This is a genomic window from Actinomadura sp. KC216 (genome assembly GCF_004348535.1).
Taxonomy (GTDB): domain Bacteria; phylum Actinomycetota; class Actinomycetes; order Streptosporangiales; family Streptosporangiaceae; genus Spirillospora.
Window position 1 is genome coordinate 49,142 of the sequence record NZ_SMJX01000005.1, and the last position, 22,203, is coordinate 71,344.

The 22,203-nt window shown below is 72.2% G+C and carries 24 protein-coding genes and 3 pseudogenes; 18 read left to right on the top strand and 9 right to left on the bottom strand.

The window, feature by feature from the left end; translation table 11 throughout:
* Nucleotides 1–220: 220 nt before the first annotated feature.
* From E1264_RS01610 to E1264_RS01630, 6 genes and pseudogenes are all read left to right on the top strand, one after another.
* Nucleotides 221–643, top strand: a complete 423-nt coding sequence (locus E1264_RS01610) for a PGPGW domain-containing protein (RefSeq protein ID WP_132168791.1) — start codon at nt 221–223, stop codon at nt 641–643.
* Between the two features lie 122 nt (nt 644–765).
* Nucleotides 766–1,617 (top strand): annotated as a pseudogene (locus E1264_RS46160) (AAA family ATPase); the annotation flags it as partial.
* Nucleotides 1,618–1,822: 205 nt separating this feature from the next.
* The gene (locus E1264_RS46165) at nt 1,823–2,086 is read left to right on the top strand and encodes a hypothetical protein (protein ID WP_347813355.1); all 264 of its coding nucleotides are present in this window, start codon (nt 1,823–1,825) and stop codon (nt 2,084–2,086) included.
* A gap of 41 nt (nt 2,087–2,127) precedes the next feature.
* Nucleotides 2,128–3,303, top strand: a pseudogene (locus E1264_RS46170) (tetratricopeptide repeat protein); the annotation flags it as partial.
* A 58-nt stretch (nt 3,304–3,361) separates the two neighbouring features.
* Nucleotides 3,362–3,799 carry a hypothetical protein gene (locus E1264_RS01625; RefSeq protein ID WP_132168795.1) on the top strand — a complete coding sequence of 146 codons (438 nt, stop codon included), beginning with the start codon at nt 3,362–3,364 and terminating at the stop codon, nt 3,797–3,799.
* 55 nt (nt 3,800–3,854) lie between these two features.
* Nucleotides 3,855–4,523, top strand: coding sequence for a dienelactone hydrolase family protein (locus E1264_RS01630; protein WP_132168797.1), 669 nt, complete (start codon nt 3,855–3,857; stop codon nt 4,521–4,523).
* Between the two features lie 60 nt (nt 4,524–4,583).
* Here the strand turns inward: E1264_RS01630 and E1264_RS01635 are convergent, their stop codons facing one another.
* Both E1264_RS01635 and E1264_RS01640 read right to left on the bottom strand, forming a co-directional pair.
* A complete protein-coding gene (locus E1264_RS01635) occupies nt 4,584–4,991 on the bottom strand; it encodes a RidA family protein (RefSeq protein WP_132168799.1) in 408 nt (135 codons plus the stop codon).
* Between the two features lie 64 nt (nt 4,992–5,055).
* Entirely contained in the window at nt 5,056–5,652 is a 597-nt protein-coding gene (locus E1264_RS01640) for a putative glycolipid-binding domain-containing protein (RefSeq protein WP_132168801.1), read from the bottom strand.
* Between the two features lie 177 nt (nt 5,653–5,829).
* Between E1264_RS01640 and E1264_RS01645 the strand changes: the two genes are divergently transcribed.
* Entirely contained in the window at nt 5,830–6,405 is a 576-nt protein-coding gene (locus E1264_RS01645; protein WP_243710697.1) for a hypothetical protein, read from the top strand.
* Between the two features lie 5 nt (nt 6,406–6,410).
* Here E1264_RS01645 and E1264_RS01650 read toward each other — a convergent pair whose 3' ends face one another.
* The gene (locus E1264_RS01650) at nt 6,411–7,025 is read right to left on the bottom strand and encodes a CGNR zinc finger domain-containing protein (protein ID WP_132168803.1); all 615 of its coding nucleotides are present in this window, start codon (nt 7,023–7,025) and stop codon (nt 6,411–6,413) included.
* Between the two features lie 21 nt (nt 7,026–7,046).
* On the opposite strand from E1264_RS01650, the gene E1264_RS01655 reads away from it, so the two are divergent.
* Nucleotides 7,047–7,499: a VOC family protein gene (locus E1264_RS01655; RefSeq protein ID WP_132168805.1), complete on the top strand. Its 453-nt coding sequence runs from the start codon at nt 7,047–7,049 to the stop codon at nt 7,497–7,499.
* 71 nt (nt 7,500–7,570) lie between these two features.
* On the opposite strand, the gene E1264_RS01660 is transcribed toward E1264_RS01655, so the two are convergent.
* Nucleotides 7,571–8,200 (bottom strand): phosphatase PAP2 family protein, encoded by a 630-nt coding sequence (locus E1264_RS01660; protein WP_165963911.1) that lies wholly within the window; start codon nt 8,198–8,200, stop codon nt 7,571–7,573.
* Nucleotides 8,201–8,346: 146 nt separating this feature from the next.
* Here E1264_RS01660 and E1264_RS01665 point away from each other — a divergent pair, with 146 nt between their 5' ends.
* The 4 genes and pseudogenes from E1264_RS01665 to E1264_RS45820 all read left to right on the top strand — a co-directional run bounded on the left by E1264_RS01665 (nt 8,347) and on the right by E1264_RS45820 (nt 11,712).
* Nucleotides 8,347–8,739, top strand: coding sequence for a VOC family protein (locus E1264_RS01665; protein WP_132168809.1), 393 nt, complete (start codon nt 8,347–8,349; stop codon nt 8,737–8,739).
* A 102-nt stretch (nt 8,740–8,841) separates the two neighbouring features.
* The gene (locus E1264_RS01670) at nt 8,842–10,296 is read left to right on the top strand and encodes a tetratricopeptide repeat protein (protein ID WP_132168811.1); all 1,455 of its coding nucleotides are present in this window, start codon (nt 8,842–8,844) and stop codon (nt 10,294–10,296) included.
* Nucleotides 10,297–10,370: 74 nt separating this feature from the next.
* A pseudogene (locus E1264_RS45815) lies at nt 10,371–11,240 on the top strand (collagenase); the annotation flags it as partial.
* Between the two features lie 73 nt (nt 11,241–11,313).
* Entirely contained in the window at nt 11,314–11,712 is a 399-nt protein-coding gene (locus E1264_RS45820) for a collagenase (RefSeq protein WP_279489510.1), read from the top strand.
* On the opposite strand, the gene E1264_RS01680 is transcribed toward E1264_RS45820, so the two are convergent.
* Both E1264_RS01680 and E1264_RS01685 read right to left on the bottom strand, forming a co-directional pair.
* Nucleotides 11,705–12,334 carry a 3-oxoacid CoA-transferase subunit B gene (locus E1264_RS01680; protein WP_132168813.1) on the bottom strand — a complete coding sequence of 210 codons (630 nt, stop codon included), beginning with the start codon at nt 12,332–12,334 and terminating at the stop codon, nt 11,705–11,707. The genes E1264_RS45820 and E1264_RS01680 overlap by 8 nt on opposite strands.
* Nucleotides 12,334–13,083 (bottom strand): CoA transferase subunit A, encoded by a 750-nt coding sequence (locus tag E1264_RS01685; protein ID WP_132168815.1) that lies wholly within the window; start codon nt 13,081–13,083, stop codon nt 12,334–12,336. Before E1264_RS01685 ends, E1264_RS01680 begins: the two co-directional genes overlap by 1 nt.
* Before the next feature lie 91 nt (nt 13,084–13,174).
* On the opposite strand from E1264_RS01685, the gene E1264_RS46175 reads away from it, so the two are divergent.
* Nucleotides 13,175–14,626: an IclR family transcriptional regulator C-terminal domain-containing protein gene (locus E1264_RS46175; protein WP_207935664.1), complete on the top strand. Its 1,452-nt coding sequence runs from the start codon at nt 13,175–13,177 to the stop codon at nt 14,624–14,626.
* Here the strand turns inward: E1264_RS46175 and E1264_RS01695 are convergent.
* Nucleotides 14,598–15,368 (bottom strand): IclR family transcriptional regulator, encoded by a 771-nt coding sequence (locus tag E1264_RS01695; RefSeq protein ID WP_132168819.1) that lies wholly within the window; start codon nt 15,366–15,368, stop codon nt 14,598–14,600. The two genes, E1264_RS46175 and E1264_RS01695, sit on opposite strands and share 29 nt — an antisense overlap.
* 106 nt (nt 15,369–15,474) lie before the next feature.
* On the opposite strand from E1264_RS01695, the gene E1264_RS01700 reads away from it, so the two are divergent.
* From E1264_RS01700 to E1264_RS01720, 5 genes are read left to right on the top strand one after another with little or no spacing between them, the layout of a single operon-like run.
* Entirely contained in the window at nt 15,475–16,581 is a 1,107-nt protein-coding gene (locus tag E1264_RS01700; protein WP_132168822.1) for a cupin domain-containing protein, read from the top strand.
* Complete coding sequence (locus tag E1264_RS01705) at nt 16,578–17,408, top strand: fumarylacetoacetate hydrolase family protein (protein ID WP_132168824.1); 831 nt, start codon at nt 16,578–16,580, stop codon at nt 17,406–17,408. The genes E1264_RS01700 and E1264_RS01705 overlap by 4 nt, the downstream gene beginning before the upstream one ends.
* Nucleotides 17,405–18,001, top strand: a complete 597-nt coding sequence (locus tag E1264_RS01710) for a maleylpyruvate isomerase N-terminal domain-containing protein (RefSeq protein ID WP_132168826.1) — start codon at nt 17,405–17,407, stop codon at nt 17,999–18,001. The genes E1264_RS01705 and E1264_RS01710 overlap by 4 nt, the downstream gene beginning before the upstream one ends.
* Nucleotides 18,002–18,033: 32 nt before the next feature.
* Nucleotides 18,034–19,209: an FAD-dependent oxidoreductase gene (locus E1264_RS01715; RefSeq protein ID WP_132168828.1), complete on the top strand. Its 1,176-nt coding sequence runs from the start codon at nt 18,034–18,036 to the stop codon at nt 19,207–19,209.
* 54 nt (nt 19,210–19,263) lie between these two features.
* The gene (locus E1264_RS01720) at nt 19,264–19,716 is read left to right on the top strand and encodes an SgcJ/EcaC family oxidoreductase (protein WP_132168830.1); all 453 of its coding nucleotides are present in this window, start codon (nt 19,264–19,266) and stop codon (nt 19,714–19,716) included.
* Between the two features lie 126 nt (nt 19,717–19,842).
* On the opposite strand, the gene E1264_RS01725 is transcribed toward E1264_RS01720, so the two are convergent.
* Complete coding sequence (locus E1264_RS01725; RefSeq protein WP_165963912.1) at nt 19,843–20,910, bottom strand: S1 family peptidase; 1,068 nt, start codon at nt 20,908–20,910, stop codon at nt 19,843–19,845.
* 329 nt (nt 20,911–21,239) lie between these two features.
* Nucleotides 21,240–22,203: amidohydrolase family protein (locus E1264_RS01730; RefSeq protein ID WP_132168834.1), on the bottom strand; the 964-nt coding region annotated here is incomplete at its 5' end.

Genomic DNA, 22,203 nt, shown 5'->3' on the forward strand with positions numbered 1-22,203 from the left:
CCTGGGGAGAGGCTCGTGAGCATATCCGACCAAATAGTGCAGAATCCGCAAACCCGCCGGTCACGGCCGTCCCTCCCGCACCGGACGGGGCCGACACGATCCGTAGGCCTCTCGCCGCTACCGGCCGCGAACCCGGCCGACGATCTACGCTGGGGAACCATCGCCGAGCGGAGCGCGTCGTTTTGGCGGGGGCCGGCGGACGGTGGAACGAGGGGGACCCATGGGGTACAGCAGGCATGCCAAGCGGGTCGTGGTGCTCGTCGTGGGCGGTGTCGTCCTGCTCACCGGTGTGGCGCTGCTGGTGCTGCCGGGGCCGGGCCTGCTGCTCGTGCTCGCCGGTCTTCTCATCCTCGCCCGCGAGTTCCCGGCCGTGGAGCGGTTCGTCGAACCCGTCCAGAACCGGGCCATCCAGGCGGCGGAGGAGAGCGTCACGTCGTGGTGGCGCCTCACGGGCGCGATCCTGACCGGGCTGGCCCTGTTCGCCGCCGGAATCGCCTGGGGGACGGTGCCGGAGCTGCCGCTCTCCGGGTGGAGCACGGGGTCGGGCCTCATCCTGTCCGGGTTCATCCTGTTCGGGTTGCTGTACTGGAGCTACCGGCGCGTCCGCGCGGCGCGGGCCGCGGGAGCCCAGCCGCAGCGTTGACCGCTTACGGCCAGCCGCGGTCGTGACATCATCGCCCGTGGGCGTTTCTGTCATATCGCGCTGAAAGGCTGGCATCTGTGGCGGATCGGGGAACGTTGGACGCGCTGCGCGAGGCGGTGCGCGTGTCGCCCGACAACCTGCCGTTGCGGCGCCACCTGGCCGAACAGCTCCTGGACGCGGGCCTCCTCCTGGACGCCGAGAACGAATTCCGCGAAGCCCTCGCCCTGGCGCCCGGCGACGCCGACCTCGCGACGGGCCTCGCCGAAGCGTTCCTCCGCCAGGGCAAACACGGCGCCGCCCTCGCCGCCCTGGAGCGTGTCGGGCCGGGAGAGGGCCCGGCGAAGGCGGGGCTGATCGTCGCGAAAGCGCTGGTGGCGGAGGGAGACGTGCCCGCGGCCAGGCCGCGCTACTGGGAGGCGGTCGCCCGCGACGCCTCGCTCGCCGACACCGACTTCGAGGTGAGGCTCGGCCACTCCCCGGTTTCCGAACCGGCCGCCGAGCCCGCGCTGGCGCACGCGCTGGCGGAGGTCTCGCCGCCCGTGGACGGCCCTTCCGAAGACCTGGGGAAGCGGAAGGCGGGCGTCACGTTCGCGGACGTGGCCGGGATGGAGCAGGTCAAGCAGTCGCTGCGGATGAAGCTGCTGCTGCCCGTCCAGCAGCCGGAGATGTTCGCCGCGTACGGGAAGCGCGCGGGCGGCGGCGTCCTGCTGTACGGGCCGCCCGGCTGCGGGAAGACCCACCTCGCGCGGGCCGCCGCCGGGGAGCTGGGCGCGGCGTTCATGAGCGTCGGCCTGTCCGACATCCTCGACATGTACATCGGGTCGAGCGAGCGGAACCTGCACGCGACGTTCGAGGCCGCCCGCAGGAACCGTCCGTGCGTGCTGTTCTTCGACGAGGTCGACGCGCTCGCCGCCCGCCGCGCGGACATGAACCGCGCCCACAACCGGCAGATCGTCAACCAGTTCCTCGCCGAGATGGACGGCGTGGACGGCGACGCCAACGAGGGCGTGCTGATCCTCGCCGCCCACCAACGCGCCCTGGTACGTCGACAGCGCGTTCCGCCGTCCCGGCCGGTTCGACCAGCTCGTCTTCGTCCCGCCGCCCGACCTGCCCGCCCGCGCCGCGATCCTGGCGCTCCTCTGCCGCGAGGTGCCGCTGGACGAGCTCGACTTCCGCGCCGTGTCCGAGGCCACGGACGGTTTCGCGGGCGCCGACCTGAAGGGCGTGGTCGACCGGGCCGTCGAGGCCAAACTGCAGGAGGCGATCCGCGTCGGGCGCCCGCTGCCGCTGTCCACCGCCGACCTGCTGGACGCGGCGCGTTCGGCCCGCCCGACCGCGGTCACCGAGTGGATGGGCACGGCGCGCAACTACGTCATGCACGCCAACGAGAGCGGCGTGTGGGACGACCTGCTCCCGTGGCTCGGCGGCGGCAAGCGGCGATGACGTCCGCGCCCGGCGTCCGGGACATGGTCGCGCGGGCCCAGCTCCTGCTGCAGCTGCGCCGTCCCGGCGAGGCCGAGCGGGAGGCCCGCGCCGTGCTGGCCCGCGAGCCCGAGCACGCGGGCGCGCACATGATCGTCGCGCTCGCGCTGTCCGGCCAGCGGAACGCGGCCGAGGCGCTGGACGAGGCGGACCGCGCCGTCGCGCTGAGCCCCCGCGCCTGGATGGGGCACTGGGTGCGGGGCGTCGTGCTGGCCAACGCGGGCCGCCACCACAGGGCGCTGCGCGCCTTCAAGGACGCCCTGGCCTGCGACGCGGAGCAGCCGGTCATCTACGAGAGGCTGGCCCGCGCGCACTACGCCGTCCGCGAGTACGCGCTCGCCGCCCAGGCCGCGGAGCACGGGCTGCGGCTGGCGCCCGACGACGGCGAGCTCGCCAAGATCATGAGCCTGGCGCTCGTCGAGACCGGCGACCCGGCCGGGGCCCGCGAGCACGCGGCGCGGGCGGTGCGGCTCGCCCCGGAGAGCGCGAGCGCGCACCGCACGCACGGGGCCGTCGCGCTGGCGACCGGCGACCACCGCACCGCCGCCGACGCGTTCCGCGAGGCGCTGCGCCTGGCGCCCGAGGTGGCGGACGCCAGAAGGCTCCTGCTGAGGGCCCTCAAACGCCGCAACCCGTTGCGCGGCCTGGACACGGTGCTGGCGCGGGTCCGGCACCGCCCGCGCCGTGCCGTCCTGCTGACCATCGGCGCGGCGGTGTTCCCGCCGTGGTTCGTGTTCATGATCCTGCTGACCTGGGCGTTCTGGGTGAACTGGGTGATCCGGGCCGGGGTCACGCTGTCGCTCGCCCGCGATCCGCGGCACCGGCGGCTCCTGGACGGCGCCGAGGTCACGGCCGCCCGCGTCACCGCCGGGCTCTTCGCAGCGGGCGCGGCGCTGCTCGTCCTGTCCGCCGCGCTCTGGACGCCCACGCTCATCCTCCCCGGGCTCGCGTTCCTCTCCCTGGTCATGCCCGTGCAGGAGGCGGCGCTCCTCGACGGCCGCCGCCGCATGGGGTTCGCCGTGCTCGCCGGGACGCTCGGCGCGTTCGTCGCGGCCCTGACCCTGCTCGCGGTCGCGGCCCCGCATCTCGGCTGGGTCCGGGTCGCCGCGTTGCTGACGTGTTACGGCGCGATGGCGTCCACCTGGCTCGCAATGATCATTGCGCGGCGGCCCGGCTGACCGGCGAAATTCGTGCCGGGGAATTGATCCCTGGAGCGGGTATCACCGTGCAATGGGTATGGGCATTCTTCTTCGTGTACTCGTGGCCGGCGGGCTGGCGGCGGACGCCGTCGTCCACTGGCGGTTCGCGCCCGACATGGCGCCGGGACCCAACACGCCGAGCGGCACCATCCCCGGCGACGATCTTTTCTACGCCCAGGCGATCGCGGCGGCCGTCGCGGCGCTGCTCGTCCTTTTCTGGGCGCGCCGGTGGACGTACGCGCTCGCGTTCGTCGTCGCGGCGAGCGCGGCCGGTGCCGTTCTGCTCTATTACTTCGTCGATTTCGGGCGGCTCGGCCCGATTCCGCGGATGTACGACCCGTCCTGGTACGCCGACAAGACGATCAGCCTCGCGGGGGAGGCCGTCGCCGCGCTGGCCGCGCTGGCCGGGTTCTTCACCGTGCGCCGGGGCGCCGAGCGCGGCGAGCACCGGTCGGACGCGCCCGTCCCGCACTGAGCCGCCCGGCCCGGCCGCCGGGAATGGCGGCGTGGCGGAGGGGTAGCCACGCTGTATGAACACCGCAGAAGTGACGATCGAGCTCGCGGACGCGGCCCTGCCCGGCGATCTGGCCCTGCCCGACGACGCGCCGGGCGGCGTGGTCCTCTTCGCGCACGGCAGCGGGAGTTCCCGGCACAGCCCCCGCAACCGCGCCGTCGCCGCGGGCCTCAACGCGGCGGGGATCGGCACGCTGCTGATCGACCTGCTCACCGCGGCGGAGGACGAGCGCGACGCCGTCACCGCCGAGCTGCGCTTCGACATCGGCCTGCTGACCCGGCGCCTCGCCGGCGCGATCGACTGGCTCGCCGCCGCGCCGCCGACCACCGGCTACCCGATCGGCCTGTTCGGCGCGAGCACCGGCGCGGCGGCGGCGCTGGCCGCGGCGGCGGAGCGTCCCGGCCGGGTCGGCGCGGTCGTCTCGCGCGGCGGCCGCCCCGACCTCGCGGGCGATGCGCTGGGCCGGGTCGCCGCGCCGGTCCTGCTGATCGTCGGCGCCCGCGACCCGGAGGTCCTGCGGCTGAACGACGACGCCGCCGGACGCATGCACGGCGCCGTCCACCGGCTGGAAGTGGTGCCGCACGCGTCGCACCTGTTCGAGGAGCCGGGCACGCTGGAGCAGGTCACGGACATGGCCGCCCGCTGGTTCGACCGCTACCTGACCCGGCACGCCCCGATCTCCTGACGGCGGTCAGCCGAGCGGGGCTCGTCCGTTGAATGGCGGTGGGTGGGGGCTGGAGGACGGTCAGTCGAGGACGGCGATGGCCTCGATCTCGATCATGAGGTCGGGCTCGGCGAGCGCCGCGACGCCTACCAGTGTGGCCGGCTTGATCGGGTCGACCCCCATCCGCTCCGCGGCCCGCGCGACGCCCTCACCCAGCAGCGGCATCTTGTCCGGGCTCCAGTCGACGACGTAAACGGTCAGCTTGGCGATGTCGTCGAACGTGGCGCCGGCCGCCGCCAGCGCCGTGCCCACGTTGAGCAGCGCCTGCTCGGCCTGGGCCGCGAAGTCGCCTTCACCGACCTTCCCGCCCTCGGCGTCCCGCGCGACCTGGCCGGCGAGGTACACCGTCCGCGATCCGGTGGCGATCGAGAGCTGCCGGTAGGCCTCGGGTTTCGGCAGTCCGTCCGGGTTGAGCAGGGTCACGGCCATGGCTCGTCCTCCTTGCTGGGATATCGATGGCTGGGCATGGGTGCTGGGCGCGGCGGCATGGTTGCTAGGCGCGGCGGACGGCGAGACCGGGATAGTCCAGGACGAATCCCGACTCGTCGTAGACCAGGCGCGCGGTGAAGTCGAAGGCCGGGGCCGCGTAGGCGTAGCACCGGCGTCCGGCGGCGGTGTCGGGCAGCCGCGTGTAGGTCTGCTCCAGGCGGCCGATGGACAGGTCGGCGGCCCGGACGTAGACGGCCGGTGCGTCCGCGGCCTCGTCGACGGCCAGGCCCAGCCGGTGCACGGGCAGCGCGTTCGTCACCGCCGACGATTCGAGATCGACATCGACGCAGCCGTCGACGCCGGGAACGTGCCGCCCGTCGACCAGCCAGCGCCCGTCCGCGGCCTTCTCCAGCGTCACCTCGGCCGGTTCGCCGGGGCGCCCGTCCAGGGGGTGGCGGACGCGGGCGCGGCGCGTGCGCCAGTCGTCGTCCACCTCGATCACGTACTCGACGGCCCAGGTCGTCCCGTTCTCGACGGCCGTGGTGGTTCCGTGCAGCGTCCAGCCGACGCCCTGGCCGCGGCTCGTGCGCAGCACCTCGAATCCGGTGCGGGCGTCACGGTGCTCCCAGGCCGCGCTTGCGGGCGGTTCAGCGAAAGGCATGCTCGCCATCCTGGCATCCCGGCCCCGCCCGGCCGGTACCCCACCCGGCGTAGCGCGCGGGACGCCACTTGCGCCGGTCGTCGTACCCGCAGTGTCGTCCCCTAGCGGACGGAATCCGCAGAGCAAACGGCCATCGTCATTCCTGCGGTTCCAATAGAGAACGAAGGACGTGACGACATGGCGGTACGTGAGACAGAAACCGAGCAGACGCTCCGGGAAGCGGCACGCCGGCAGGACGGCTGGTTCAAGCTCGGACGCCGCTGGCGCAAGTCGGTGCTCGTCGCGCACATCGTGTTCGCCGGGGCGTGGATCGGGATCGACGTGATGGTCGCGGTGCTGGTGCTGACCGGGAAGTTCGGCTCCAGCGACGAGGTCCGCGGGCTGGCGTACGAGACGCTGGCGACCTTCGTCGTGTGGCCGATGCTCGTCACCGGGCTGCTCACCCTGATCACGGGGCTCGTCCTCGGCCTGGGCACGCGATGGGGGCTCGTGCGCTACTGGTGGGTCGCCATCAAGCTGGTGCTGAACCTCGTCCTGTGCACGCTGATCCTGGTGGCGCTGCGTCCGGGCATGGACGAGATCGGCGCCTACGGCCGCGACCTGCCCGGCGGGGCTCCCGAACCGGCGGGCGTCACCAACCTGTTCTTCCCGCCCGCGGTGTCGCTGACGACGCTGACGCTGGCGACCGTCCTGGCGGTGGCGAAGCCCTGGGGCCGCATCCGCCGCTCGGGCCGCCCCCGCGCGAGCCGATGAGGCCGCTACGCCCGATCCCGGTCGGGCGCGGAATTGCGGGCGCGGAGCGCCTTGACCTTGTGCCGGTTGCCGCAGTGCTCCATCGAGCACCACCGGCGACGGCCGGGCCGCGAGGTGTCGACGTAGACGAGCTCGCAGTTGTCGGCGGCGCAGGTGCGGATGCGGTGCGCGAAGGGTCCGGACAGCAGTTCGACGGCGTCCCGCGCGACGGTGGCCAGCAGGTTCGTCCCGGTGGGCGGCCCGGCCCACCGCCGCTCCCCGGACGGCGTGACGGCGGGCGCCAGCGCCGGACGGGCCGCCGCCAGGTTGACGGTTTCCAGCTCCCCGGCGGGGTACGGCTCCCCGCGCAGGTGGACGATCACCACCCGGAACAGCGCGTCGCGCAGCGCCCGCGCGTCCGCGACCTCGGCGCCGGTGATCTCCAGCTCGGGCGTCGGGGTCAGCCGCGACCGCTCCGCCCAGGCGGCGAGGTCGGCGGGCTCGTGCAGCACCTCGTAGCGCCGGTAGGGGCCGGGGCCGCCGGTGGTCAGCAGCTCCAGGCACAGCGCGCCCGGATCGAAGCGGAACTCGAAACCGCGATGGGAGCGCAGCGTCAGCCCCTTGCTTGCGGCGGTGCCCATGTAACCAATATAACTGGTTACATGGCACTGGGATGGAAGCTGGTCATCGACAGCAGCGACGCGTCCACGCTCGCGGACTTCTGGGCCGCGGCCCTGGGCTACGAGGTGGAGGATCCGAGCGCCCTCATCGAGCAACTGCTGGCGACCGGTCAGCTCGGAGAGGAGGCGGTCGTCGAGCACGGCGGCCGCAAGACCTTCCGCGGCTACGCCGCGGTCCGCCACCCCGACGACCCGTTCGACCCGGCCAGCGGCGTCGGCCACGGCAGGCGGCTGCTGTTCCAGGACGTCCCCGAGCCCAAGTCGGTCAAGAACCGGCTGCACATCGACGTCCACAGCGAGCCCGGCGGCCTGGACGACCTGGTGACCCGGCTGGAGGCCCTGGGAGCGACCCGCGTCGTCGAACAGAACAAGGGCCCCGCCGGACACTGGTGGGTCATGAAGGACCCCGAAGGCAACGAGTTCTGCGCCGCCTGACCTCCCAGAGCGACCGGCCGTTCCGATGCGGGCGGCGGATCAGTCTCCGTTCCGGCCGGGCAGTCGCCGGGTCAGCCCAGGACCCGCCTGCGCGGTCGGAGGTTCAGGGCGGCGACGGCGAGGAGACCGGCGCCGACTGTGGCGAACAATGCGGCGACCACGTCCACCAGGTAGTGCTCGCCCAGCGTGACGCGGCTCGCCGCCACCGCCGCCAGGGTCGTCATGCCGCCGATGAGCACGGTGACGCGCCATGCGGCCGTCAGTTCCAGGCTGATCACGAAGGCGGTGACGGCCAGCGCGGCGAGCACGGTCACGTGTCCGCTGGGGTAGGTCCAGTCCTGGGACGTGACCGGCGGCCCCGCACGCCGGAAGGCCGCCTGCAGAGCCACGGTGGCAAGGCACGCCACGAGCAGCAGGCCGTGACGCGGCAGCAGCCGGGAGCCGCGCCGCCACACCAGCCTGGACGCGGCGGCCAGGAGCAGGACGAGCCCGGCGAGCGTTCCGGCACCGCTGATCACCGTGGCGATCATGGCGGGCGTCGTCTCCGGCCGGGAGTACAGATGGTCGACGATCCAGGAGTCCAGGGGCGGGACGCGGTCGCCCAGCGCGATCCCGGTGATCACCATGGCGGCCAGGCAGAGGCCACCCGTTGCAGCCGCCTTGAGCCGCCATGTCTTCGCTAGCGAAAGCCGTTCTGTCATGGAAGGAGCGTATGGACGGGCGCCATCACCGGACATCGGGGATTACCCGGAGAAACCCCTGGGATCGGCCTTTGGGATCGGCCTTTGGACGGACCGATCAGGAATCAAGAAGCGCCGCCGACCGGCTCGCGCCTAACGTGGCCGGCATGGAAACGAAGTTGAAGGTCAGCGCCATCATGCTCGGCGTCGCGGACGTGGCCCGCGCCAAGAAGTTCTATGGGGAAGGGCTGGGCTGCGAGATCGTCCAGGACTACGGCGACTACGTCAAATGCGACCTGGGCGAGGGCTCCTCGCTCGTCCTCTACAAGTGGGAGGCGGCGGCAGAAGACGCCGGTGTTCCCGCGGAGGGATCGGGCTTCCGCGGCACCTCGTTCCACTTCATCACCGATTCCCGCGACGCGGTGGACGAGATAATGCGCGCCGCGGTCGCGGCCGGTGGCACCGTGGTCAAAAAGGCGACCGGAGCCGAATGGGGCGGATACTCCGGCTACTTCAGCGACCCCGACGGCCACCTGTGGAAGGCCGCCACCGCCTCCTGACGATCCGCGCGACCTTGGTCGCCGGTGCGGGCGAACCGTGGATGGGTTCTTGGCGTCGTTCTCTACGATCACGCGCCAACCGCGACCACGAGGAGTGCCCCCATGACTGATGCCGGACAGCTGGACGATGCGAACGTCCTGTACGAGCGGGGGGTCCGGGCGCAGCGTGAGGGGAATATGGAGGAGGCCGAGCGGTGGTACCGGCAGGCCATCGGGGAGGAGCACGCGGGGGCCTATCTCAACCTCGGGGTGATCCTGGGCGAGCGGGGTGAGGTGGACGAGGCCGAACGGTGCTACCTGCGCGCCTGGGAGCTGGATTCCGACGACAAGGCGGCGTCCAACCTTGGAGCGATCTACGACGACGACGGGAAAGGCGACCTAGTCGCGGCGGCGGAATGGTACGGGCGGGCGGCGGATCTGGGGAACGCCATCGCCGCCTACAACCTCGGGTTCGTCTGGCAGGACCGTGGTGAACCCGAAAAGCGGATGGAGGCGTGGCGGCGCGCCGCGGATCTCAAGCATCCCAATGCCGCCAACGCGATCGCGGGCCTCCATCTGGAGCGGGGGGAGGTGAATGAGGGTGTCACGTGGTTGCGCAGAGCGGTCCTGGAGGTCGGGAACGACAAGTCCGCGCGCAGGCTGAGTGACATCTACGCGAGGGCCGGGCGGCACCGGATGGCCCGGTTCTGGGGCGAGTTCCCCGACGGACCCACCTTCTACAGCCCGGAGTTCCAGGCGTTCGCGAGTGAGATCGCCGCCGCCGCGATCCACCAGCAGGACGCCTTCAACGACGCCTTCGAGCAGAACTACGTCGAATGGAACCCGGAGGAGGCGACCGTGACGCTGGACGGTCGCGTGCTGCAGCGTCTCACCATCCTGGGCAGCTTCTCCAACCTTTCCCAGAGCTGGCTGTGGACGTGGGACAACCCCAGTTGGGAGCAGGACCTGCCTGCTTTGGCGAAGCTCCGCACCATTCGGGATTTCGGCGAACGGCACCAGATTCCTGAACTGGTCAAGGGGCACCTCGACTTCTCCCGGTTCAACCATCCGGCCGAGGGCGCGTTCACGATGGCGCTTTCCGCCGCGCCGCTGATCGGCGCCAAGGGGGTCAGCTTCGTCACCGTCAACGACGGGAAGGGGCGCCTCGTCCTGGCGACCGACGATCCGAGTCTGCCCGCGGCGCGGTTCGATCGGTCGGCCGTTCCCCGGCTGCTCATGCGGGCCGCGGAGGTCTGGCCGGACGAGCAGCGCCGGGTGGTCCGCGGTTTCATGGAGCGGCACGGGTTCGAGGTCGACGAATCGCCCGCGGTCATCGTCGTCGAGTCGGGCGACGGGCATCGCGTCACCGTTCGGTGTCCGCTGGAAAGGGCCAAAGAGCATCCGGAGGTCAACGCCGTTCTCAGCCGGGACGGCGCCAGAATTGTGGAGAACACGCCTGCTCGGGTGCAGGGTCAGCGGTCGGACGGCGATGGCCCGTATCGGCTGGTCGTGCTCTTCGACCTTGACGACCGCATTGTCAGGATCAGCGGCGGCGCGGTGGCCGCGCCTGGCGAGTAACGCGTTCCCGCCGGGGATCGGGACTTTGCTTTCCGGTTCGTGATCAGTGGGTTTCGCGGAGCGCGGCGCAGGAAATGCGGGAGGGGGTGTGGGTCGTCCTGGTGCTCGGGATCGTTCTGGTGGTCTCGCCCGCTAGTGCTCATCCGAGACCGCATCCGGTCACGGGGCAGAACGGCGATTACGCGGCGGGGCATGGCCGGGGATCCGCGTTGCCGGTCGAGGAACGTCCGCCGGTGTCGGCTTCGCCGCGTGAATCCGAGGGGCCCCGGGAGTGGAGGGGTGCGGAGTGCAGCCCGGCTGACTTCGGGAGCCGGTCGGGCGGCGAGCTGGTGCAGCAGATCAGAACGTCCACGGTGGGTTGTATCAACACACTGTTCGGCTTGATCGGCAAAGACGCCTATGACGCGTTCCGCGAGCCTCAGATGGTCACGGTCGCCGGTGCGTTGCGCGATAACGCGGTGCGCTATGCGGGGGATAACAGCGGGAGTACCGCTCAACTGGTGGTGTATCTGCATGCCGGTTACTACGTCCAGTGGTACAACCCGTCGACCGTGGGGCCCGACCATTACGACCGCGCCAACTGCGCCTACTACGACCCGTGCGATCTGAAGGAGCGGCTCGCGCGGAGCGTCCTGACCATCGATCACCCGTGCAGTGCCGGAATCAGGATCCGCGCGCAGGAGATGACGGCCGGGCAGCTATCCGATACATGCGCGAGCCTGCTCGGACAGGACGCCTATTTCCACCGCCTGGTGATGGACGGCGATCAGCCCGTCGCCGACGACCACAACTCCACGATCGAGGTCTCCGTCTTCGACTCCCGCACCGACTACCGGACGTACGCGGGCGTGATGTTCGGCATCAACGTCAACACCGGCGGGATGTACCTGGAGGGCGACCCGGCCGCGCCGGGGAACCGGGCTCGGGCCATCACCTTCGAGGAGGAGCGGGCACGGCCCATTCGAGATCCGGAACCTCAACCACGAGTACACGCATTACCTCGACGGCCGGTTCAACCTGTACGGCGGTTTCAGCGCCAACGTCAGCACGCCCACCATCTGGTGGATCGAAGGGCTCGCCGAATACGTCTCCTACTCGTACCGAAAGGTCACCAATGCCGCGGCGATCGCGGAGGCGGCCAAGCACACGTACGCGCTGAGCAAGCTGTGGGACACCAACTACGGCCACGACGCGTCCCGCGTTTACCAGTGGAGCTACCTCGCGGTCCGGTACATGTTCGAGAAGCATCCCGCCGATGTCGTGACGCTGCTCTGCCATTACCGGACGGGGAACTGGAACGCCGCCCGGACGTTCCTCACCACCACCATCGGCGACCGCTACGACGCCGATTGGCAGGTGTGGCTCGCCGCGTGCGCGTCCGGCGCCTGCGCGGCACCCGCCCGCGGCCTCAGGTGATCACCTTGGCGCCGGTTCGCGACACGACCTCCTCGACCGTGACCCCGGGGGCCGTCTCGACCAGGGCCAGGCCGGACGGGGTGACGTCCAGGACGGCCAGGTCCGTGATGATCCGGTCGACGCACGCGCGGCCCGTCAGCGGCAGGTCGCACTTCTCGACGACCTTCGGGCTGCCGTCCTTGGCGTTGTGCGTGGTCAGGACGATCACGCGCCGCGCGCCGTGGACCAGGTCCATCGCCCCGCCCATGCCCCGCACCAGCGCGCCCGGGATCATCCAGTTCGCGAGGTCGCCACCGGCCGACACCTGCATCGCGCCGAGGATCGCGGTGTCGATGTGGCCGCCGCGGATCATCCCGAACGACAGCGACGAGTCGAAGTACGACGCGCCCGGCAGGACCGTGACGGTCTCCTTGCCCGCGTTGATCAGGTCCGGGTCGACCTCGTCCTCGGTCGGGTAGGGGCCGACGCCGAGGACGCCGTTCTCCGAATGCAGGACGACGTGCACGCCGGGCGGCACATGGCCGGGGACGAGGGTCGGCAGGCCGATCCCGAGGTTCACGTACGAGCCGTCGGTCAGCTCGGCGGCGGCGCGGGCCGCCATGTCGTCGCGGGACCAGGCCATCAGGCGCGCACCGTCCTCTTCTCGATTCCCTTGTCGGCGGCCTGCTCGGGCGTCAGCTCCACGACCCGCTGGACGAACACGCCCGGCAGGTGCACCTCGTCGGGCTCCAGGGCGTCCACCAGCTCCTCGACCTCCGCGATCGTGACGCGGCCCGCCATCGCGGCGAGCGGGTTGAAGTTCCGGGACGCCTTGCCGAACACGAGGTTGCCGTGCCGGTCGCCGCGCCTCGCCCGCACCAGCGCGAAGTCGGTGCGGATGCCGCGTTCCAGCACGTACGGCGTGCCGTCGAACTCGCGGACCTCCTTGGGCGGTGACGCCACCGCGACGGACTTGTCCGGCCCGTACCGCCACGGCAGGCCGCCCTCGGCGACGGGCGTCCCGACCCCGGCGGGGGTGTAGAAGGCGGGGATGCCGCAGCCGCCCGCGCGGAGCCGCTCCGCGAGCGTGCCCTGCGGGATCAGCTCGACCTCGACCTCGCCGGCCAGGTACTTGCGGGCGAACGTCTTGTTGTCGCCGATGTAGGAGCCGGTCACCCGGACGATCCGCCCCGCCTCCAGCAGGATGCCGAGCCCGCCGCCGTCGACGCCGCAGTTGTTCGACACCACGCTCAGCTCGCCGGGCCCGGCCGCGTGCAGCGCCTCGATGAGGACGTTCGGGACGCCGCTCAGCCCGAACCCGCCCACGGCCAGCGACGCCCCGTCCGGAACGTCCGCGACGGCCGCCGCCGCGTTCGCCACCACCTTGTCCATGCCGGTATCGTCCTGTTCGCCTAGTGAACTTTGCTTCATAAATGTCGATGCAGTGTCGGCGGTCGTCCGGGCGATGTCAAGAGGAGGGGTGATGCGCGAGACCGATCCGGTCGGGCCCCTGAAGCGGGGGCTGGAGATCCTGGAAGTCGTCGGGCGCGCGAGCGGGCCGCTGCGTCCCGCCGACCTGGTCGCGGAGACCGGGCTGGCCCGCTCCACCGTCGACCGCGTGCTGAGCACCCTCACCGAGACCGGCTACCTGCGCTGGAAGGGCCGGGACGTCGTCGCGACGCCCCGGACGATGGACGTCGGCAACCTCTACCTGTCCGGTCTCGATCCCGAAGGCGTCCTGGCCGGACGGGTCGCGCGGCTCGCCGCGGACCTGGACGAGTCGGTCGTGCTCGCCGTGCCCGACCGGGACGGGCTCCGCGTCGTCGGCCAGTCGCGGCCCGGCGGGTCCCTGGCGATCGCGTTCAAGGTCGGCGACCCGCTGCAACGCCCGTTCAACCCATCGGCGTGGGAACTGGACGACGACTTCCTGGAGCCGGGGCTCGTCGCCGTCACGATTCCCGTCGGCACCGCCGCCGGGCCCCTCGCCTTGATCGTCGTCAGCCATGCCAGCCGCCACTCGGCCGCGTCGCTGCGGGCGCACGCGCGGACGCCCGTCATGGCGTGCGTCACCGATATGGAGCAGGTCACGGCACAGAAACCGCACCCGGACGAGGCGAGGACGCCCGGCTCGAACGGCCACCTGAAGGCCCGGCTCGGCGCCGGATTCCTCCAGTCCCTCGACCGCGGCCTGGACGTCCTGCACGCCATCGGCACCCGGACCGAAGGACGGACGATCTCCGAGGCCGCGGCCCTGACCGGCCAGGCCCGCGCCACCGCCCGCCGCGCGCTCCTGTCGCTGACCGCCCTCGGCTACGCCCGCGAAAGCGGCGGGACGTTCGCGCTGCTGCCGCGCGTCCTCGACCTCGGATACCGGCAGGTGAGCGGGCTGACGTTCGAGGAGCTGGCCCGCCCGCATCTGCGTGATCTCGTCGTGCGCGTCCACGACTCGGCGTCCGTCGTGGTGCTGGACGGCACCGACATCCGCTACGTCGCCCGCGCCCAGGCGTCCCGGATCATGCGGGTCGAGATCACCGTCGGCACCCGCTTCCCCGCCTACGCCACCGCGATGGGACGCGTCCTGCTGGCCGGGCTGCCGGAGGCCGAGGCGTCCGAGCTGATCGGGCGCTCCGACCGCCGCGCCTTCACCGGCCGCACGCTGACCGGGGCCCGCGAGCTGAGCCGGGAGATAGCCACGGCCCGCGACGACGGGTACGCCGTCGTCGATCAGGAGCTGGAGCTCGGGCTGAGGTCCATCGCGGTCCCGATCCGCGCGGCCGGGCGGGGCGTGGTCGCCGCGCTCAACATCGCCGCGCCCGCCGCCCGCGAACCCGTCGAGCGGATGCGCGAACGACTCCTCCCCGAGCTGCGCGCCACCGCCCGCGCGCTCGAAGCCGACGTGGCGGCCTTCACTCGCCACCAGCCCCTTCCGCTCTAGAGGCGTTGACCGCGAGGGCGGTCTCGATGCGCTGCGCGGCGGCCGACAGCGCACCGACCCAGCCGGGCAGGCGGTCGCGGTCGAACCGGGCGGTCGGCAGCGCGATGGACAGCCCGGCCAGCGGGACGCCCGCCGGATCCTTGACCGCCACGCCGAGGGCGGTCAGCCCGGTCTCGGTGAGCTGGTCGTTGATGGCGAACCCGCGGTCGCGCACGAGGGCCAGCTCGCGCCGCAGCCTGGCGAGATCGAACCCGGGCGCGTCGCCGTAGCGGGCGGCCACGTCCGCCGGGTCGAGGGCGGCGAGGACGGCCTTGCCGCCGGACGTCAGGTGCGCGGGCAGCGACACGCCCGTGCGGTCGCCGACCCGCAGGATCTGGTCGGACTCGGCGGTGGCGATGAAGCGCACCTCCGTCCCGGCGAGCACCACGAGGTTGGCGGACTCGCCGGTGCGCTCCACCAGCGACCGCAGCGGCCCGCCCGACACCTCGCGCAGCAGCGCCACGGGCGCGCCGGACGGCTCCGCCGGGCGCAGCACCTTCCCCGGGCCGTAGCGCCGGTCCGGGCCCTGCTCGGCGAAGTCCCGGTAGACGAGCATCGTCAGCAGCCGGTGCGCGGTCGACGCCGCCACCCCGAGCCGCTCCGCCGCGTCGGTGACCCGCATCGGGCCCTCCTGCTGGAGCAGCGCGGCGAGGCGCAGCGCGTGGTCCACGGAGTTGAGCGCGTACGGCGGCTTATTCCTCATAGAAGAAAGATGTTATCCGCTATGTGGAAATGTCGGCATCCTGGGGGCAGGCGCCCACGCACGTCCCCCGCCCGCACGAGGCACCGTTCCCCACGAAGGGCTCATCATGACGCTCAGCATCGTCGCGACCGACGCCGCCGACCAGCCCGCCCGGACGCCGGAGCTGGAGGCGCTGTACCGCGGCTTCGAGGCCGAGCTGCTCGTCCCGCTGTGGACCGAGATCGGCGACCTGATGCCGGCCTCCCCGCGGTCCAAGGCTTTGCCGCACCTGTGGCGGTGGAGCGCGCTGCTGCCGATGGCCGAGCAGGCGGGCGCGCTGGTCCCGGTCGGGCGCGGCGGCGAGCGCAGGGCGATCGCGCTGGCCAACCCCGGGCTCGGCGGCAGGCCGTTCGCGACGCCGACGCTGTGGGCCGCGATCCAGTACCTCAACCCGGGCGAGGACGCCCCCGTGCACCGGCACACGCAGAACGCGTTCCGGTTCGTCGTCGAGGGGGAGGGCGTGTGGACGGTCGTCGACGGCGACCCCGTCGCCATGCGCCGCGGCGACTTCCTCCCGCAGGCGGGCTGGCACTGGCACGGCCACCACAACATCAGCGACCGCCCGATGGCCTGGATCGACGGGCTCGACATCCCGTTCCAGTACCTCGCCGAGTCGACGTTCTTCGAGCCGGGCCCGGACGAGGTCGAGACGCGCGACGCCCCCGACCGGTCGCGGTCGGAGCGGCTGTGGGGCCACCCGGGCCTGCGCCCCCTCACCCACCTGGAGCCGACCCCGGCGACCCCGCTGCTCGCCTACCGGTGGGAGCACACCGACCGGGCCCTGTCCGAGCAGCTCGCGCTGGAGGCGGACGGGCACCGGGCCACGGTGGAGCCGGGGCACGCCGCCGTCCGGTACACCAACCCCACCACCGGCGGGGACGTCATGCCGACGCTGCGCACCGAGTTCCACCGGCTCGCGCCGGGCACGCAGACGGCGGCGGCCCGCGAGGTCGGCTCGTCCGTCTACCAGGTGTTCGACGGCACCGGGCAGGTCACGGTCGGGGACCGCGGCTGGACGGTGGAGCGCGGCGACCTGTTCGTCGTCCCGTCGTGGCAGCCGATGGCGCTAGCGACCGAGCACGGCCTGGACCTCTTCCGGTTCAGCGACACCCCGATCTTCGAGCGCCTGCACCAGCACCGCGCCCACACCGAACACAGCGAGGAGAACGCGTGAAGCTCGCCACCATCCGCACGGACGACGGAACCCGCGCCGCCCGCATCACCCCCGACGGCGCCGTCCTGCTCGACGCCCCCGACGTCGGCGGGCTGCTCGGGCGCGACGGCTGGGCGGGTGCGGCGGCATCCGCGCAGGGGGAGGCCCGTCCCGTGGACGACGCCGGCCTCGCGCCCGTCGTGCCCCGTCCGGGCAAGGTCCTCTGCGTCGGGCTCAACTACCGCAACCACATCCTGGAGATGGGACGCGACCTGCCCGAGCACCCGACCCTGTTCGCCAAGTTCGCCGAGGCGCTCATCGGCCCGCGCGACGACATCCAGCTCGCGCCCGAGTCGGCCGCCGTCGACTGGGAGGCGGAGCTGGCGCTGGTCATCGGCCGGACCGTGCGGCGCGCGTCCGAGGAGGAGGCCGAGGCCGCGATCGCCGGGTTCACCGTCATGAACGACGTCACCATGCGCGACTGGCAGTTCCGCACCAAGGAATGGCTCCAGGGCAAGACGTTCGAGGGCACGACGCCGCTCGGGCCCGTCCTGGTCACGCCGGACGAGCTGCCCGGCGGCGTCCGTCCCGCGCTGGCGATGAACTGCCGCGTGGACGGCGACGTGACGCAGAAGACCGACACCTCCGACCTGGTGTTCGACCCGGTCGCGCTCGTCCGGTACGCGTCCACGATCCTGACGCTGCGGCCGGGCGACGTCATCGCGACCGGCACGCCCGGCGGCGTCGGCCACGCCCGCAAGCCGCCCCGCTACCTGACGGAAGGCTCCACCGTGATCACGGAGATCGAGGGCATCGGCCGCCTGGAGAACACGGCGAGGACGCCATGAGCGGCGACGGTCCCCGGTCCTGGACGGACGGCGGCACCGAGCTGTTCCTCGCCGCCGTCGATCGCCTCACCGACGACGAGCTCGCCGCGCCTACCGCCCTCGACGGCTGGACGCGCCGCCACGTCATCGCCCACGTCCACGGCAACGCCGAGGCGCTGCGCAGGCTGCTGACCTGGGCGGCCACGGGCGTCGAGAACCGGATGTACGCCGACGCCGGCCAGCGCGCCAGGGAGATCGAGGAGCTGTCCGCGCTGCCCGCGAGCGAGCTGCGCGCGCTCGTCCACGGCTCCGCGAAGGCCCTCGCCGCCGACATGGACGCCCTCCCGCAGGACGCCTGGAAGGCCCTGGTGATCACCGCGCAGGGACGGACCGTCCCCGCCGGGGAGATCCCGTGGATGCGCGCCCGCGAGGTGTGCGTCCACGCCCTCGACCTGGACAACGGCGTGACCTTCGCCGACCTGCCGGACGGCTTCAACGCCGCGCTCGCCGCCGAAGCCGTCACCAGGCACGCCGCCAAGGGCCACGCCGCCGGGCTGGCGGCGTGGCTGACCGGACGCTCCGCCCGCCCGCCCGCACTCGGCCCCTGGCTCTGAACGCCGGCCCCTGGCTCTGAAAGGAAGCCTGAATGAACTCAGCATCCGCTCCCGTCGATGTCGTCGTGGCCGGAGGCGGCATCGGAGGGCTGTCCACCGCGTACGCGCTGGCGCGCTCCGGCCGCTCGGTCCGCGTCCTCGAACGGGAACCGGAGTTCACGGAGGTCGGCGCCGGTCTCCAGATGGCGCCGAACGCGACGCGGATCCTGGCCGGGTGGGGCCTGCTCGACGAGGTCCTCCACGCCGGGGTCGCGCCGTGCCGGCTGCTGTTCAAGGACGTCCTGGACGGCGCCGAGCTCACCCACCTGGACCTGGACGACGCGTTCGTCCGCCGCTACGGCGCGCCGTACGTCGTCATCCACCGCAGCGACCTGCTCGCGATCCTGACCCGCGCGTGCGAGCGGGCCGGCGTGGCGCTGGTGCCGGACTGCGACGTCCGGGACGTCACGACCGAGCCGGACGGCGTGACCGTCCACAGCGCCAAGGGCGACCACCACGGCCTGCTCGCCGTCGCCGCGGACGGCCTGCACTCCACCCTCCGCGCCAGGTTCAGCGACGACGAGCCGATCTGCTCCGGCTACGTCGCCTACCGGGGCGCGTTCCCCGTCGCGGACCTCGGTGACCGCATCGACCAGAACGCCCTCCAGGACGTCGTCTGCCACGTCGGGCCCGGCTGCCACCTGGTGCAGTACCCGTTGCGCCGCGGCGAGATGTTCAACACCGTCGCCGTCTTCAAGTCCCCCGGCTACCTGCGCGGCGAGGAGGACTGGGGCGGCCCGGAGGAGCTCGACGAGGTCTTCTCCGGCGCGTGCGAGGAGGTGCGCGCGGGCCTCGGCTCCCTGTGGCGCGACCGCCGCTGGGCCATGTACGACCGGCTCCCGATCCCGAACTGGGTGGACGGGCGCCTCGTCCTGACCGGCGACGCCGCGCATCCCATGCTGCAGTACCTGGCGCAGGGCGCCTGCCAGGCCATCGAGGACGCCGCCTGCCTCGCCACCGAGCTGGGCGGCGCGGCCCCGTCCGGCTGGGACGGCGCGGTCAAGCGGTACGAGGCCGAGCGCACCGGGCGGACCGCCCGCGTCCAGGCCAATGCCCGCCTCTGGGGCGACATCTGGCATGTGGACGGCGTCGCACGGCTGCTTCGCAACGAGCTGTTCCAGCAGCGCGCCCCCCGCGACTACCGCCACGTCGACTGGCTCTACGCCTGACGCCCCCGACCGCCCCTTGACCTCAAGTTCGCTTGACGTCGGAGACTGGGCTCCATGAGCGGAACGGAGATCGACGCACGAGCACGCGAGACCGAGATCGACGCGATCAAGCAGGTCGTCGCCGTGGTCGAACACGCGCAGAACAACGAGCTCCCCGACGAGTTCCTCGGCCTGTTCCGGTCCGACGCGATCTGGACGACGGGCGCAGGCAAGCGCCTCTACGGCCTCGAAGAGATCGCGGCGTTCACACGGCAGGTGCTCCCCGGCGGGATGAAGGGCACGACGGTGACGTTCGAGCTGGAGCACGTGCTGTTCATCCGCCCCGACGTCGCCGCCGTCAAGGTGCGCCAGCTCTACCAGACTCCGGACGGGCGGGACGTGGGCACCCCGCTGTGGGTCATGGCGAAGGAGGACGGGCGATGGCGCCTGACCGCCTGCCAGAACATGGGCGTCCCCGACGACGAGGCCGGGCCGGGGAACCGCCCCATCTTCGGCTCCGGCGAGTGAGGCGGGCGCGAACCGGCGGGTAGGGCGAGCGGGTGAGGCGGGCGGAAACAGATGTGGGGCCCCCGGCGGACCGGGAGCCCCACATGAGCGGAGAGAGTTCAGCTCACTTCAGGGTGAGGCGGCGCTTCAGCCCGCCTTCAGGGTCGCGCCCTGGGCCTGGAGTGCCTCGTCCAGCGGCTGGAAGAAGGACTCGAATCCACCGGCGTTGCAGTTCTGGCTGCTGATGCCGGAAGTGATGGCGATGGCGATGTTGCCGCCCTGGAGCGAGCCGCCGCTGTCACCGGGCTGGGCGCACGCGGAGGTCGCGATGAGCTCGCGGACCGCGCCCTGCTGGTAGTTGACCGTACGGTCGTAGCCGCGGATCGACCCGGAAGTCGTGCCCGTGGTGGAGCCCTTCTTCTGGATCGGGGTGCCGACCGCCGGACGCCCGACCTGGGTGAGGTTGGCGTTCGTCAGCTGCACCTGTCCGGCGCTGCGGAGCGTCCCGTAGTCGTTGCCCGGGAAGCTGCTGAGCTGCCGGGTGCCGACCGTCTGGCCACCCGAGGTCCAGGTGGCGCCGATGGCGGTGCAGTGCCCGGCGGTCATGACGTACTCGGTGCCACTGGCGGTGCCGATCGCCGACACCGAGCAGCGCGAGCCGCTGGTGTGGATCGCGTCGCCGGGGCCGAGCGCCAGCTGCGGCGACCCGTCCACGCGCTGGATCCGGACGGCCTTGCTGATGGCCTTGGCGCGCTTCAGGAACGCCTTGGTGGCGGCGTCGTTGTCGGCCTTCGGGACGGTGACGATGACGGAGTTCGTCATGACGTCGAGGCCCCAGGTCAGGCCGGTGGCGGCGGGCGTGCCCGCGTATTGGTCGAGGGTGTTCTTGGCGGCCGTCAGCGGCTGGATGCCGTACTTGACGATGCGGGGCTTGGCGCCCGCGGCCTTGACCTGCTCGGCGGCGGCGGCGTTGGTCACGTTGACGACCAGGTTTCCGGCGCTGTCGAGGTAGGAGCCCGCGTGCTGGGAGCCGAGCCGGCCCTGCACCTTGTTGGCCAGTTCCGTCTCCGGGATGTGTGCGAGCTTGACGTAGTCCGCGGGGGCGGGGGCGGTCTGGGCCGTCGCGGGGACGGCTCCGAGCGCGGGGAGCGTGATCAGCGCCGCGGCACTCAAAAGTGGGGGTACCACGCGTTTGAGGTGCGATCCACGGTTCACTCTGGTCCACCTTTCGCCGCCGTTCGCCTGTAGGCGTAAGCGGCATCTCGGGGGTTGGCGGGGGGCAGCCGCCTCGATCACGCGAACAGGCTGGGATGGCCTTCGTGACAAAGGCGGCGCGTGGCAGCAACGTACTTCGATGAGGTGTCAACAACCAGATTTCAAGCCGTAACTGAAATTTCAGTCGGTCCTGAAATGCCTCCGACCTGGGAATGGCGCCAAACCGCCACGCGGGCGACATTCAGCCGTCGCCCGGCCGTGCCCCGGCCGCCGGCCGGCCGCCGCCCGGCTGCCGATCGGCAACCGGGCGGCCATCGGCCTCCGCCGGCTCAGCCGCGGATGCGGGCGGCCAGGCGCGGGAACAGGCGCAGCGCGTTGTCCCGGATGACGGCTCGGTGCGCGCGTCCGTTCAGGCCCGGGTCGCGGTCGAATTCAGCGGTGTTGATGCCGACCTCCCGGGCCGAATTGGCGGGCCAGTCGGTGCCGAACAGCACGCGGTCCGCGCCGACCGCGCCGAGCAGGGACGGTGTGGCGTACGGCGACGTCGGCAGCGCCGTGTCGTAGTGGAAGCGGCGCAGCGCGGGACGGATCTTGGCCGGGTCGGGCCCGTCGTCCTCGCGGCCCCAGCGCTCGGCGCGTCCGGCCATGTACGGCAGCATCCCGCCGCCGTGGGACAGGATGATCGACACGTGCGGGTAGCGCTCCAGCGTCCCGGCGGCGATGAGGCTGAGCGCGGTGCGGGTGGTGTCGAGCAGGAAGTCGCCGAGCCAGTCGCCGACGTTCGGCACCTCGACGATGCCCTTCGGCGCGACCGGGTGGGTGAACACGACCGCGCGGCGCCGGTTCAACTCGGCGAACAGCGGGTCGAACATCGGGTCGCCGAGGTAGCGGCCGTCGGCGGAGGTGTTGAGGAGGACGCCGTCCGCGCCCAGCTCGTCCAGCGCGTGCGCGGTCTGCCGAAGGGCGAGGTCCGGGCGCAGCATCGCGACGTTGGCGAAGAAGCCGAACCGGGTGGGGTTGTCGCGCACCAGCTCGGCCAGCGACTCGTTGCACACCTGGACGCCCGAGACGGCGATCTTGCGGTCCTGGAACACCTCGGCGGGGGCGGGCGCGGACGCCATCCCTACCGCGATGCCGTTGGCGTCCATGGTCCGGAGGGTCTCCTTGAGCGACCACTGGGCCCAGTTGGGGCCGCCCGTCGGCGGGATCATCCCCAGGTCGACCAGCCATTGCCGCATCTTCGGAGGGACGGCGTGATGGTGGACGTCGATCCTGCCGCGCGCGGGCCGCCCC

Coding starts and splice junctions, on each gene's coding strand:
- E1264_RS01610 (WP_132168791.1), top strand. CDS start 221: ATGGGGTACAGCAGGCATGCCAAGCGGGTCGTGGTGCTCGTCGTGGGC.
- E1264_RS01625 (WP_132168795.1), top strand. CDS start 3,362: ATGGGCATTCTTCTTCGTGTACTCGTGGCCGGCGGGCTGGCGGCGGAC.
- E1264_RS01630 (WP_132168797.1), top strand. CDS start 3,855: ATGAACACCGCAGAAGTGACGATCGAGCTCGCGGACGCGGCCCTGCCC.
- E1264_RS01635 (WP_132168799.1), bottom strand. CDS start 4,991: ATGGCCGTGACCCTGCTCAACCCGGACGGACTGCCGAAACCCGAGGCC.
- E1264_RS01640 (WP_132168801.1), bottom strand. CDS start 5,652: ATGCCTTTCGCTGAACCGCCCGCAAGCGCGGCCTGGGAGCACCGTGAC.
- E1264_RS01645 (WP_243710697.1), top strand. CDS start 5,830: ATGGCGGTACGTGAGACAGAAACCGAGCAGACGCTCCGGGAAGCGGCA.
- E1264_RS01650 (WP_132168803.1), bottom strand. CDS start 7,025: ATGGGCACCGCCGCAAGCAAGGGGCTGACGCTGCGCTCCCATCGCGGT.
- E1264_RS01655 (WP_132168805.1), top strand. CDS start 7,047: ATGGCACTGGGATGGAAGCTGGTCATCGACAGCAGCGACGCGTCCACG.
- E1264_RS01660 (WP_165963911.1), bottom strand. CDS start 8,200: ATGACAGAACGGCTTTCGCTAGCGAAGACATGGCGGCTCAAGGCGGCT.
- E1264_RS01665 (WP_132168809.1), top strand. CDS start 8,347: ATGGAAACGAAGTTGAAGGTCAGCGCCATCATGCTCGGCGTCGCGGAC.
- E1264_RS01670 (WP_132168811.1), top strand. CDS start 8,842: ATGACTGATGCCGGACAGCTGGACGATGCGAACGTCCTGTACGAGCGG.
- E1264_RS01680 (WP_132168813.1), bottom strand. CDS start 12,334: ATGGCCTGGTCCCGCGACGACATGGCGGCCCGCGCCGCCGCCGAGCTG.
- E1264_RS01685 (WP_132168815.1), bottom strand. CDS start 13,083: ATGGACAAGGTGGTGGCGAACGCGGCGGCGGCCGTCGCGGACGTTCCG.
- E1264_RS46175 (WP_207935664.1), top strand. CDS start 13,175: ATGCGCGAGACCGATCCGGTCGGGCCCCTGAAGCGGGGGCTGGAGATC.
- E1264_RS01695 (WP_132168819.1), bottom strand. CDS start 15,368: ATGAGGAATAAGCCGCCGTACGCGCTCAACTCCGTGGACCACGCGCTG.
- E1264_RS01700 (WP_132168822.1), top strand. CDS start 15,475: ATGACGCTCAGCATCGTCGCGACCGACGCCGCCGACCAGCCCGCCCGG.
- E1264_RS01710 (WP_132168826.1), top strand. CDS start 17,405: ATGAGCGGCGACGGTCCCCGGTCCTGGACGGACGGCGGCACCGAGCTG.
- E1264_RS01715 (WP_132168828.1), top strand. CDS start 18,034: ATGAACTCAGCATCCGCTCCCGTCGATGTCGTCGTGGCCGGAGGCGGC.
- E1264_RS01720 (WP_132168830.1), top strand. CDS start 19,264: ATGAGCGGAACGGAGATCGACGCACGAGCACGCGAGACCGAGATCGAC.